The organism is Streptomyces sp. CG4 (genome assembly GCF_041080655.1).
In the GTDB taxonomy this organism is placed as follows: Bacteria; Actinomycetota; Actinomycetes; order Streptomycetales; family Streptomycetaceae; genus Streptomyces.
In genome coordinates this window covers 2,138,831-2,152,365 of the sequence record NZ_CP163525.1, presented here as the reverse complement: position 1 = coordinate 2,152,365, position 13,535 = coordinate 2,138,831, and the positions used below count along the sequence as shown (strand labels likewise).

The 13,535-nt window shown below is 73.0% G+C and carries 5 protein-coding genes; all 5 read left to right on the top strand.

What is annotated here, in order from left to right:
- Positions 1 to 105 precede the first annotated feature (105 nt).
- Genes AB5L52_RS09905 through AB5L52_RS09885 form a run of 5 tightly spaced genes read left to right on the top strand, consistent with a single transcriptional unit; the run spans position 106 to position 13,528 of the window.
- Complete coding sequence (locus AB5L52_RS09905; protein WP_369368844.1) at positions 106 to 6,921, top strand: SDR family NAD(P)-dependent oxidoreductase; 6,816 nt, start codon at positions 106 to 108, stop codon at positions 6,919 to 6,921.
- Positions 6,918 to 11,291, top strand: coding sequence for a beta-ketoacyl synthase N-terminal-like domain-containing protein (locus tag AB5L52_RS09900; RefSeq protein ID WP_369363432.1), 4,374 nt, complete (start codon positions 6,918 to 6,920; stop codon positions 11,289 to 11,291). The genes AB5L52_RS09905 and AB5L52_RS09900 overlap by 4 nt, the downstream gene beginning before the upstream one ends.
- Positions 11,275 to 11,583, top strand: a complete 309-nt coding sequence (locus tag AB5L52_RS09895; RefSeq protein ID WP_351030220.1) for an acyl carrier protein — start codon at positions 11,275 to 11,277, stop codon at positions 11,581 to 11,583. The genes AB5L52_RS09900 and AB5L52_RS09895 overlap by 17 nt, the downstream gene beginning before the upstream one ends.
- Positions 11,580 to 12,380, top strand: coding sequence for an alpha/beta fold hydrolase (locus AB5L52_RS09890; RefSeq protein WP_369363430.1), 801 nt, complete (start codon positions 11,580 to 11,582; stop codon positions 12,378 to 12,380). The genes AB5L52_RS09895 and AB5L52_RS09890 overlap by 4 nt, the downstream gene beginning before the upstream one ends.
- On the top strand, positions 12,377 to 13,528 hold the full coding sequence (locus AB5L52_RS09885) for a glycosyltransferase (protein WP_369363428.1): 1,152 nt from the start codon (positions 12,377 to 12,379) through the stop codon (positions 13,526 to 13,528). Before AB5L52_RS09890 ends, AB5L52_RS09885 begins: the two co-directional genes overlap by 4 nt.
- Positions 13,529 to 13,535: the final 7 nt, after the last annotated feature.

Genomic DNA, 13,535 nt, shown 5'->3' with positions numbered 1-13,535 from the left:
GGGGTGAACTTCCTACAGGGAACTCCACTTGATGAGTTCGCTGGAGAGATCGTTGGTGCCGGCGCACGAAGGAGGCACCCCTTGGCGGTGGCAGCGGCCCCACGTATGGTGATCGGAGTCACCCCCTTCGGGGAGGCAGATGCGCAACTGGCCGCTGCCGTCAGCAGAGTCGGCGGGCTCGGCGTCGTCGATCTCGGGGCCGGCGGCGGGGACGCCCGGGACGCTCTCGAACTCACCCGCTCCTGGTCGCCCGGTCCCTTCGGCGTCCGCCTTCGCGCCGACTGCGCGCTACGCCCCGACGAGCTGTACATCCCCGGCGAGGCCGGCCCGCACGTCGTGCTGGTCGCACCTGAATTTCCGTTGCGCCCGGGAGAGTTCCGCCCCGGGACCGTCGTCGCCGAGGTGCGTGACCTCCGCGAGGCTCATGCGGCCGTGTCCGCGGGAGCCGCCGGGCTCGTCGCGCGCGGCAGCGAGTGCGGCGGACCGGCCGGTGAACTGTCCACGTTCGTCCTGCTCCAGCAGTTCCTCGGCGACGACCGGATCACCGTGCCGGTATGGGCCTGGGGCGGCATCGGACCGCATACCGCCGCTGCCGCCGTGCTCGGCGGCGCCGCCGGAGTGGTACTCGACGTCCAGCTCGCACTCCTCGACGAGGCCGACACCGCGCCCGAAATCGCCGCCGCCCTGCGGTTCCTGGACGGTACGGAAACCCGCCGCGAGAACGGCCACCGCATCCTCGACCCACGTCGGCCGGGCCTGCCCGAGCCACTGCACGGCAGGCCGCTGCCGCTCGGCCAGGACGCCTTCCTCGCCCGCCGTTTCGCGCGGAAGTACAAGACCGTGGCGGTCGCCGTACGAGCCGTCCGTGACGCCGTCGACCGGGCCGCACAAGACCGGAGCGCGCCCGAAGCGCTGCGGCCCGGCTCCCCGATGTGCGGCGCGCTCGGTACGGAACTGCCCTTGGCTCAGGGGCCGATGACCCGCGTCAGTGACCAGCCCGGCTTCGCGGCGGCTGTTGCCGACGCCGGGGGGCTGCCGTTTCTCGCCCTCGCCCTCGCCGGCCCTGAGGACACCCGGGCCCTGCTCACAGGGACGCGCGCCGCGCTGAGGGACCGCCCCTGGGGCGTCGGTGTCCTCGGGTTCGCGCCCGAGGACGTCCGTGCCGCCCAGCTCGCGGCCGTACGCGAGGTCCGCCCCACCCACGCGATCATCGCGGGTGGCCGGCCCACGCAGGCCGCCGACCTGGAGAAGCACGGTATCCGTACGTTCCTGCACGTGCCCTCTCCCGGCCTGCTGGAGCAGTTCCTCGCTGCGGGGGCCCGGCGTTTCGTCTTCGAGGGCGCCGAGTGCGGAGGCCATATCGGGCCGCACAACAGCTTCCCCCTCTGGGAGGCCCAACTCGCCGTGCTCGACGACTTCCTGGCCGCGCGGCCCGACCAGGAAGGCCCCACGCTGGAGGTGCTCTTCGCCGGTGGCATCCACGACGAGCGCTCAGCCGCCATGGTCGCCGCGCTCGGCTCGGGAATCCGCGCGCACGGCGCGGCCACCGGCATGCTCATGGGCACCGCCTACCTCTTCACCGAAGAAGTGGTCGCCCGCAATGCCGTCCGCCCCCTCTACCAGCGGCAGGCACTCACCGCCGAGCGGACCACCGTCCTGCGCACCGGGCCCGGCCAGGCGACCCGCTGTCTGCCCAGTCCGTACTGCCGCACCCATGAGGCGCGCAGAGAGGAACTGGGCAGGCGGGGTGTGCCCGAGCGGCAGGCGTGGGAGGAACTGGAACGGCTCAACCTCGGACGGCTGCGCATCGCCGGCAAAGGCATCGAGCGCGTCGGCGGCGCCCTCCAGGACGTCGACGAGCCACGGCAGCTCGCCGAGGGCCTGTTCATGGCCGGCGAGGTCTCCGTCCTGCGTACCGCCACGACCACCGTTGCCGCATTGCATCGCCAAGTCAGCGAAGCGGCGGCGGATTTCTTCGAGCGGCGGTCCCGCGCTGTGACACCGTCGTCCACGCTTTCGTCCTCGGACCGGGAAGGGCCGGTGCCGGTGCCCGAACCCCTGGGGATCGCCGTCATCGGCATGGCCTGTATGTTCCCGCAGGCCCCCGACCTGTCGGCCTTCTGGGGCAACGTGCTCTCCGGCACGGACGCCGTCACCGAGGTTCCGCCCGAGCGCTGGGACCCTTCCGTCCACCATGGGCCGCAGGCGACCGCCCACGACGTGTCCGCCTCCAAGTGGGGCGGCTTCCTGCCCCGCATCCCCTTCGACCCGCTGCGTTACGGCATTCCTCCGGCCTCCCTGCCCTCCATCGATCCCGTCCAGCTGCTCGCGCTGGAGACCGCCGCGCGCGCTCTGGCGGACGCCGGTTACGACCAGCGTGAGATGCCGAGCGACCGCACCTGCGTGATCTTCGGTGCGGAGGCCGGCAGCGACACCGCGGATGCCGCCGCCCTGCGCGCCGTTCTGCCCTCCTACCTCGGCCGCCTCCCCGAGGAACTGGCCGCCCGACTGCCCGCCCTCACCGAGGACACCTTTCCCGGCATGCTCGGCAACGTCATCTCCGGGCGCATCGCGAGCCGGCTCGGTCTCGGCGGCGCCAACTTCACCGTCGACGCGGCCTGCGCCTCCTCGCTGACCGCCGTCGACGCCGCCTGCAGCCAGCTGCGCAGCGGCGCCGCGGACCTCGCCCTGTGCGGGGGCGCCGACCTGCACAACGGCATCAAGGACTACCTCCTCTTCTCCTCCGTGCACGTCCTCTCACCGACCGGCCGATGCCGCCCCTTCGACGTCGACGCCGACGGGATCGCGCTCGGCGAAGGCGTCGCCTGCGTCGTGCTCAAGAGGCTCGCGGACGCCGAGCGCGACGGCGACCGCGTCTATGCCGTCATCGAGTCCGTGGGCAGCAGCGGCGACGGGCGTTCGCTCGGGCTCACCGCGCCCCGCCCGCAGGGACAGCGGGCCGCCCTGGAACGCGCCTACGCGCAGGCCCGTATCCGTCCTTCCACGGTGGGGCTCGTCGAGGCCCACGGCACCGGTACGGCCGTCGGCGACCGCACCGAACTCTCCGCGCTCACCGAGGTGTTCACCGAGTCCGGCGCGGCACCAGGGGCATGCGTCATCGGCTCGGTCAAGTCCCAGATCGGACACACCAAGTGCGCCGCCGGGCTCGCCGGGCTGATCAAGACGGTCCTCGCGGTGCACACGGGCGTACGGCCGCCGACCCTGCATCTGCGTCGGCCCGACCCCGTCTGGGACGCGGACAGCAGCCCGTTCGTCTTCCACGACAGGCCGCTGCCGTGGGCGCGGCCCGCCGAGCAGCGGGTCGGGGGCGTCAGCGCCTTCGGCTTCGGCGGCACCAATTTCCACGTCGTGCTGCGGGGGTACGGCGGGGCCGCGCCGCCCCGCAGCGGCCATGACGTCTGGCCTGCCGAACTCCTCGTCCTGCGGGGCGCGGACGACGCGCGCGAGCTGCTGCGGCTGACCGAGCTCAACGACTGCTCAGGACGCCCCTGGCGACTGCGCGACCTCGCGCTGACCGCCGCACGGTGCGCCGGAGCGCACCCGGTCGGCGCCGCCGTGGTGGCAGCGTCCCTCGACGAACTGCCCGAGCTGCTGCGGGCGGTGGTCGCGGACGAGCCGGGGCCGGGGATCTTTCTCCGAGAAGGCGGTGCTGCCCCGGCGGGCAAGGTCGCCGTCCTCTTCCCCGGCCAGGGCAGCCAGCGCCCCGGCATGTTCGCCGAACTCCTCATCGCGTTCCCGCAGACCCAGCGCCATCTGCACCGGGCGCCCGCCGACGTCCTCTTCCCCCCGGCCGCCTTCGACACCGCGACCCGGGAAGCCAGGCGCGCCCGACTCGCCGACCAACGACACGCCCAACCCGCCCTCGGGGCAGTCGGCCTGGCGGCTTACCAGGTACTCAAGGGGCTCGGCGTCAGGGCCGACATGGTGGCCGGGCACTCGTACGGTGAACTGGTCGCCCTGGGCGCGGCAGGCGCCCTGTCCCTCGACACCGTGCTGGACCTCAGCGCCGCGCGCGCCGAGGCGATCGCGCAGGCGGTGGGTGACGAACCCGGTGCCATGGCCGTCGTCGCGGCGGAACCGGGGAAGGCGAACGCGCTGCTCAAGGAGGCCGGGCTGCTCGGAGAGGTGGTCGTCGCCAACCACAACGCACCCGCGCAGAGCGTCGTCTCGGGATGCGCCCCGGCCATCGAGCAGGCTCTCGCCGCGGCAGCGGACGCCGGGCTGGCCGCGCGCCGTCTCCCTGTCGCCTGCGCCTTCCACAGCCCGCTCGTCGCGGGGGCCGTGGAGAAGTTCGCCGAGGCGCTGACGGGTATCCCGTTCCGCACACCCGACATCCCGGTCTGGTCCAATACGACGGCCGACCGCTATCCGGACGATCCCGCGGGCGTACGGGAGCGGCTCGCCGAGCAGATCGCCGCACCCGTGCGCTTTGTCGAGCAGATCGAGGCGATGTACGCGGCCGGGGCCCGTGTGTTCGTCGAAGCCGGACCCGGCACGGTGCTCACGGGACTGGTCCGCGCCATTCTCGGCTCACGCCCGCACGTCGCCGTTCCCTTCGAACCGTACCCGGACGCCGGGCTGGCCGGACACCTCCAGGCCCTGGCCCGCCTCGCGGTGGCGGGCGTCCCGGTGGCGGCGGAGCGGCTGTTCGCCGGGCGCGACGCGCTCGTCGCCGACCCTGCGGCGGTGCCGGAGCAGGCGGGCTGGACGGTCGACGGCCACCTCGTCCGCACGGCCGACGGGGCGCCGCTGCCCGGGGGCCTGCAACCCGCCCGGCGGATCGACCCCCTCGCACTGCCCTCCGCACCGACGGACGGCCCCGGCCTGCTGGCCGAATTCCTGCGCGGCAGCCGGGAGATGGTGGCGGCACAACGGGACGTACTGCTGGCGTATTTCGGTGCGGGACAGACAGGCAGGTCGCCGGGTGCGCCGGACGTTCCGGCCGCGCCGGAGCCCGCACCCGGTCCGAGGCCCGAGGCCCTCACCGCGGCGACCGGGCCGGATGTGCTGAGTACGGTGCGATCCGTGATCAGTGAGCGGACCGGCTATCCGCTGGAACTCATCGAGTCCGAGCTGGACTTGGAAGCCGAGTTGAGCATCGACTCGATCAAGCGCACGGAGATCGTGGGTGAGATCGGCAGACGGCTGAGGGGAGCAGCCGGGCCGGATCGGGAGACATGGGCGGAAAGGGACCTGGAAGATCTGCTCCTGGCCCGCACGGCGGGGGCGCTCGCGGACCGGCTCGAGGCACGGCTGAGCGGAGCGCGCCAGGAGGAGGGCGCCGACGCGGCGACAGGCCGAGGGGAGGCACCCGAACGGGGTTCCGGCTCAAACGCCATGTCCCAGAGGTCCCCCGCTGCGTCACCCGAGGACGTGCCCGGACCCCGCCCGCCGTCCGCGGCCCCACCGTCCGGTGCAAACCGCCTCCACGCCCGGACACCTGCCGGAGCAACGGCCACCATGCGATACCTGCTCCGGGACACCACTCTCACCGGCGCGCCCGAGCCCGACAACGCCGTCCTGCGAGGGCGCCGCTTCCTGGTTCTGGCCGAGGACACGCCGCTGGCGCGCGCGCTCGTCGAGCGCCTGCGCGCACTCGGGGCCGCCGCCCGGTCCGACAGCCGCCCGGGCCCGCAGGAGAGCCACCAGCGCGATGACGGTGTCGTCCACCTCGCCGCGCTCACGCCGGGCACCACTCCCGTGCTGCCCGCCGCATTCCCCCTGTTCCAAGCCGTCCTGCGCGGCGGACCGCGCTGGCTGCTCTGTGCCCGGCCCGCTGGAGAGGACACCCGCGCGGCAGGGCTGAACGGATTCTTCCGAGCCGTCGCACAGGAGTACCCCAGCACCCTGGCACGTGTCGTCACCCTCTCCCCTGACCGCCCCGTCACCGCACTCGCGGACGATCTCGTCGGTGAACTCCTCGCCCCCGACCGGTGCCCGGTCGTCCGCCACACCGCCGACGGCATTCGACTGGGACCGGAGCTCCACCCGGCCCCGCTCGGGCCCGAGGCCGACGGCGACGCCACGGCGAACACCCTGGCCGCCGGTCTCGGTCCGGACAGCGTGGCCCTCCTCGCCGGCGGGGCCCGAGGCATCACGGCCCGCGTCGCCGTCACCCTCGCCGCTGCCGGATGCCGTGTCGAGCTCCTCGGCCGTACCGACGTGTCCGACGCCTGCGATGACCCCGGCCCCGGCCGGGCCCCCGACATCACCGCCCTGCGCTCCGTCCTCGCCGGGCGCGGCGGCCTGGCTCCCGGCGACGTCGACCGCGAAGCCCGCCGTGTCCTCGCCCGCCGCGAAGTCGCCGCAACCCTCGGTGAGATCGCCGCCGCCGGCGGGAAGGCCCGCTACCACTGTCTCGACCTGCGGGACGCCGAAGCCGTGCGCACCACCCTGGAGGACATCCACGCCGACGCCGGACGTATCGACGCCGTCGTGCACGCGGCGGGCGTCGTCGAGGACCAGTTGCTCGCCGACAAGCAGCCCGACTCCTTCGCGCGCGTCCACGGCACCAAGGTGAACGGTGCCCGCGCCCTGCTGGCCGCTCTCCGGGACCTGCCTCAACTCCCAAGCGTTATGGTCCTGTTCGGCTCTGTGACCGCGGTCCTCGGCAACCGGGGGCAGGCCGACTACAGCGCCGCCAACGACGCCCTCGCCACCCTGGGCCGCCACTGGCGGCGAGCCACCGGAAGCCGCACGCTCACCATCCACTGGGGCCCCTGGGCACCCGACCCGCGCCACCCCGGCATGGTCGGACCCGAGCTCGCCCGCGACTTCGCCCGCAACGGAATCGGGCTGATCGACCCGGAGGACGGCGTACGCGCGCTGCTGCGCGAACTCGCCCACGGCGATACGGACGTCGACGAGGTGGTCCTCACCGCCCCGGGCCGGCTCCTGTGACCGCGGCCCGTGAGCCCGTCGCGATCGTCGGCATGGCGGTGACCCTGCCCGGCGCGGGCGACCTCGGCACGTACTGGCGCAACCTCGTCGACGGTGTCGACGCCATCACCGACTTCCCCGAGGGGCGCTGGCATCCGGAAGGGATCGCCTGCCGTCGCGGCGGCTTCGTCGACGGCCTCGCCGACTTCGATCCGGCCGCTTTCGGGATCATGCCGACGGCGGCGCGTGGTACCGAACCCGACCAGCTGATCGCGTTGTGCACCGCCGCCGCGGCCCTCGCCGACGCGGGCGGTGCTCTGCCCGGTGACCGCAGCCGCATCGGGATCGTGCTCGGCCGGGGCGGCTACCTCACTCCGCGGACGTCCCGCCTGGACCAGCGCGTACGGACATCGGCCCAGCTCACTCGCACGGTGCGGGAGGTGCTGCCGGACATCGACGAAGAGCAGCTAGGCCTGCTGCGCACGGCCTTCCTCGACGCGCTCGGCCCCTACAGTCCCGGCGACGGGCTCGGTCTCGTACCGAACTTCGCCGCCTCCCGCGTCGCCAACCGCCTCGATCTGCGCGGCCCCGCCTACACCGTGGACGCGGCCTGCGCCTCCTCCCTCGTCGCTGTGGACCACGCGGTCACGGAACTGGCGCGCGGGCGGTGCGACGTGATGCTCGCCGGCGGAGTGCACCACTGCCACGACGCCACGCTGTGGAGCGTCTTCGCGGAACTGGGAGCCCTGTCGCCCTCCCAGCGCATCCGGCCCTTCCACCGGGACGCCGACGGCATGCTGCTCTCCGAGGGCACGGGCATCGTGGTGCTCAAGCGGCTCGCCGACGCACAGCGATCCGGTGACCGGGTGTACGCGCTCGTACGGGGCGTGGGCCTCGCCTCCGACGGACGCACCGTCTCCCTGGTCACCCCCGACCCCGCAGGACAGGCCCGCGCGGTGCGGCTCGCCTGGGCGGAGGCCGGACTCGACCCCACCGCCCCGAACGCGCTCGGCCTCCTGGAGGCCCACGGCACGGGCACCCCTGGCGGTGACGCCGCCGAACTGGCCGTACTGACTGAGGTGTTCGGCCGACCGAGCACCGGGGCGGACGCCGTCATCGGCTCGGTGAAGTCGATGATCGGGCATACCATGCCCGCGGCCGGCGTGGCGGGCATGGTCAAGGCGGCGCTGGCGATCCACTACGCGGTCCTCCCGCCGACCCTGCACTGCGACGCCCCGCACCCGGCACTGCTGGACACCCGCTTCTGCCCGACACTGACCGCTCGCCCCTGGGAGGCCGAAGTACGGCGGGCGGCGGTCAACGCCTTCGGCTTCGGAGGGATCAACGCCCACGTGGTGCTGGAGGAGGCGCCGGGGCCCGCCCCGGTCCGTACCTGGACACGGCGGGCCACCGTCACCGAACGCGAACAGGTGCTGCGCCTGGCAGCGGACAGCCCCCAGGCCCTGGCCGCGCTGCTCGACACCGACGACGCGGCCCTGCGCGCCATGGACGCGTGCGGGAGCGGTCCAGCCCGTCTGGCGATCGCCGGACCCGGCGCCAGACAGCTCGCGCTGGCCCGCAGGGCCGCAGCCCGAGGAAGACTGTGGGGCGGGCGCGGTGGCCTGTGGTTCGCACCGACGCCTCTCCTGGGACCCGGTGGGGGGCGGATGGCATTCCTCTACCCGGGCCTGGAGGCCGCGTTCACTCCTCAAGTCGACGACATCTGCGACCGCTTCGGAACCGATCGCCTCTCCACCGGGCACACGCGGGTCGGGGACGTCATCGCTCACACCGCCGCCCTGTTCGACGTCGGCGGACTGCTGTCGGCCGCACTCGACCGCATGGGAATCCATCCGGACGCCGTCGCCGGCCACAGCGCAGGCGAGTGGACCGCGATGATCGCAGGAGGGATCTTCCGGGAGGACAGGCCAGGGGCAGCGCTGCGCGACACCGTCACCCGGCATCTGCGGCTTCCCGCGCTCGCCTTCCTGGCCCTGGGTGCCCCCGCCGCGCAGATCGAGGACGTCCTTCCCGGATACCCCGGCGTCGTCGTCTCCCACGACGACGCCCCGCACCAATGCGTCGTCTGCGGCCCCCGGGACCAGTTGGAAGCCCTTGCGGCCCACCTGCGCGGCGAAGGCGTCCTCGGCCGCGTCCTGCCCTTCCAGTCGGGGTTCCACACCCCGATGCTGGCCCCCTATCTCGGTGATCTGCGGGACGCGTTGCCCCACCTTGCCATCCACCCGGCCAGGACGCCGGTGTGGTCGGGAACACTGACGGCGCCCTTTCCCGACGACGAGGCCGGCATCCGGGAGCTTTTCATCCGCCACCTCCTCGAACCGGTCCGCTTCCGGCTGCTGACCGAAGCCATGTACGCGGCAGGCTTCCGGGCCTTCGTCCAGGTCGGTGCGGGCCAGCTGCCGGCACTGGTCGGGGACACGCTCGCAGGCCGCGAACACCTGGCCGTCGCAGCCAACTCGCCCCGCCGCAGCGGCCTCTGCCAGCTCGACCGGGTCGCGGCCGCACTCTGGACGGTCGGCATGGAACCGGACTTCACCGCTCTCGCCACGCGCCGCACGACGGTGAACCTCGATCAGGAGGCCGGCCCGGTGCCGCTGCACCCACAGGCCCGGGAGCGACTCCGCGCCGTGCTGGGCCGGGGCCAGGGCCGCCCCGCCACTCCTCTGCACGACCTCGCCCGGTGCATCCCCGCCGCCGCCGAACTCGAGGCGCTGCTGACCGAGACGGCCACCACGGCGGCCGAGCTTTTCACGGCTGCCGAGCGTCCTGGCGGGGCCGAGCAGGCGATGCCCCCCACGACGGCCCCCGCCGTCACCCGCCGCGTCGTCGAGGCCGACGTCGACCACATGCCCTACCTCCTCGACCACTGCTTCTACCGGCAACGCCCTGACTGGCCCGAACTCGCCGACCGCTGGCCCGTCGTCCCCGCCACCACGATCGTCCAGCTCATGCTGGACGCCACCGACGCCGCCGGAACCCCCGTCGCCGTGCGCGACGCCCGCTTCCTGGAGTGGGCGGTCGCGTCACCGCCCGCTGCCGTGGAGCTGACGGTCACCGCCAAGCGGGACGGAGACGAATGGCACCGGGCCGCGTTCGGCCGCTATGCGCACGCCGACACCCGGACGGCTGCCGCTTACCCTGAGCCGCCTTCCCCATGGGCGTGCGACGAGCCCGAAGCCGCGCCCTGCGTCTCCGCCCGGGAGATGTACGAGCAGCGGTGGATGTTCCACGGACCGGGCTTCCAAGGAGTCACCGACGTCGTCGCACTCGGGCAACGGCATGTTCGTGGCGTTCTCACCTGTTTGAAGGCACCCGGAGCTCTTCTCGACAATGTCGGTCAGCTGCTCGGCTACTGGTTGATGGCGACTCACGTCGACCGCGTGGACGTCCTCCCCGTAGGCGTCCAGGAGATCGTCTTTCATGGCCCGCATCCCTCCCCCGGCTCCCGCGTCGACTGCCACATCCGGATCACCCAGGTCACGGACAAGCTGCTGGAAGGAGACGCGCAACTCGTGCACGAGGGCCGGGTGTGGGCCGGTGTCCATGGCTGGCAGGAGCGCAGATTCGACTCGAACCCCACGACCATCGCCGTCCAGCGAAGGTCCGACCACCACACGCTCTCGGTCCCTCAGCCAGGGGGCTGGCAGCTCGTCTTCGACCACTGGCCCGACCCGGCCTCGCTGGAGCTGATGATGCGCTGCCAGCTCGCCGGCGAGGAACGGACCACCTTCGCGCGCCGTCCCGTACGCGGCCGACGGCAGTGGCTTCTCGGCAGGTTCGCCGCCAAGGACGCGGTGCGCCGCCATCTGTGGGCACACGGGGCGGGGCCGGTCTTCCCCGGCGAAGTGCGGGTTCACAACGAGCCCTCGGGGCGTCCCCGCCCGCAGGGCGTGTACGGACGTCGGCTGCCGCCGCTGGAACTGTCCCTCGCGCACTGCCGAGAAGCGGCCGTCGCGCTGGTACGGCCCGGGGGTATCCCGGCCGGCATCGACGTCGAGGAGATCACCGATCGCCCTGCCGCCACGTATGACGCGGTGCTGGCTCCCGGCGAACGCGCCCTGTTCCAGCGCCTCGGCGCCGGGCCGGAGCAGCTGTCCCGGTTCTGGACGGCCAAGGAGGCGGCCGCGAAGGCGGAGGGGACAGGGCTCCGCGGCGATCCGCACGGATTCCTCGTCACGGCCATGGACCCCGACCGCTCCGACACCCTCACCATCCGTGCGCCCTCGGGCCTCTCGTACACCATCCGGCTCGCGCGTATCGACAACCCACCCGAGCTGCGGCCCAGGAGCTACATCGTCGCCTGGACTCACATGGCTGAGGTCCACTCCCGGATTCAGACGATTGGACAGACGCATGGACAGCAGTCATGACCAGCACACCCCCGACGCGGACGTGTTGGCCGTCCTGACCCGGGTCACCGAGGCCCTGGACGTCGTTCTCGACGACTGCCCACCGGACCCGGGCACCGTCACGATGGAGACCCGCTTCGTGGAGGACCTGGACCTGGAATCCATCGACCTGGTCACCCTCACCGGCGAGCTGCGCCGCCCCTACGGTGAACGCGTCGACTTCCCCGCCTACTTCGCCTCGCTCGACATCGACCAGATCGCGGATCTCACCGTCGGGCACCTGGTGCACCACATCGTGGAGCACCTGCGGTGACAGTCCTGCACACCGGACGTACCCGCCTCAACGTCGAGTGCCTCGGCAGTCCCGGCCGACCGGCCGTGGTGCTCGTCCACGGCCTGACCCTCAACAGCCTGGCCGCCTACTACTTCAGCGTGGCCGGCGAGCTCGCGGCCGCCGGCTACCACGTCGTGGTGTACGACCAGCGCGGCCACGGCCGCAGCGCACGGCCGCACACCGGCTACCAGCTCGAGGAGTTCACCGCCGATCTCCTCACTCTCCTCGACACCCTCGGCATCAGCCGACCCTTCTTCCTCGTCGGCGACTGCTTCGGCGGGGCGGTGGCCCTGGACTTCTCCCTGCAGTACCCGCACCGCCTGATCGGCACCGTCCTGATCGAGACCGTCCTCCCCACCCGCGACTGGGCACGGGAACTGAGCGAGCTGCTCGCCCGGCACGCGGAGGCGGTGCGCGATCCGCGGGCGACCGACCGGATCGAGCGGGAACACGGCCGCGACGCGGCCCGAGCAGCCCGCCGCTACCGGCCCCTGCTGCTCGACACCACCTTGATCGAGGACATAGCGGCCAGCCGTACCCGGGAAGAGGACGACTGGAACGCACTCGACGTATCGGTACTCGCCCTCTACGGAGGAGACTCCATCCTCGCCCCGACAGCGCCCGCACTGGAACGCGCCCTGCCGCTCTGCCGCACCGTCACCATCCCCGGCCATGGGCACCGCGTCCTGGTCGACGCCCGCGAGACGGTCGGTGCGCTGCTGGTCGGCTGGATGCGCGAAGGCCACCGGCGCCGGCAGGGAGCGAGTACACCATGAGCCGGTTTCTCTTCGTTGTTCCCCCGCTGGCCGGGCACATCAACCCGGCCGCCGCCGTCGCCGCCGAACTCGCCGCACGGGGCCACCGCGTGGCCTGGGCCGCGGTTCCCGGGACCGTACGGGACATAGCCGTTGGCGGCGCCGAGGTGTACCCCTGCGCGGCCCCGGCGCGGGTGCACCGGCCGTCCGCGTTGCGCGGGGCCGCGGCGCTGCGGTTCCTGTGGGAGGACTTCCTCCTGCCGCTGGCCGCGGCGATGACCCCGGGTACGAGGAAGGCCGTCGACGAGTTCCGCCCGGACGTGCTCGTGGCCGATCAGCAGGCTCTCGCCGGAGCCCTGGCGGCCGAGCGGTTCGGGGTGCGCTGGGCCACCTCGGCCACCACCCCGGCGGAGGTGGGCGGTTCCACTGCCACGCTGCCCAAGGTCGAAGCATGGGTCCGCTCCCTCCTGACGGGGCTGCGCGAGCGGTTCGGTGACCCCGGGGCCACGCACGATCCGAGGTTCTCCCCGGAGCTCGTACTGGCTTACACCGTCGCCGAGCTGGTGGACACGTCCGCGCCCAACGTGCGATTCGTGGGCCCCGCCCTCCACACCCGCCGTGCGGCGCCGCAATTCCCCTGGGAATGGCTCGACCGGAACCGGGCCACCGTCCTGGTCTCCCTCGGGACCGTCAACACCGACACCGGCAGCCGCTTCCTGGCCGAGTGCACGGCAGCGGTACGGAATCGGGCGCACCGCATGCAGGCCGTGGTCATCGACCCGGCCGGGATGCTCGCCGGGGCGGCGGACGCCACCGTGCTCACCCTGCTGAGGGTCCCCCAACTCGACCTGCTGCCCCGGATGTCCGCTGTGATCTGCCATGCGGGTCACAACACCGTCACCGAATCTCTGTGGCACGGGGTTCCGCTCGTGGTCGCTCCCATCCGCGACGACCAGCCCTTCGTGGCCGCCCGGATCACGGCTGCGGGTGCGGCGGTGCGGGTGCGCTTCGGCCGCGCCGACCGCGTACGGCTGGGAGCGGCGCTCGACACCGTTCTGGACGGGCCGGACCACCAGGCTGCCGCCCGGCGACTGCGGGACCGCCTGCGCGCGGCGGGAGGCACCGGTGCGGCCGCCGGGCACCTCGAAGCACTCGCGGCACGCCCATGACCGGAAC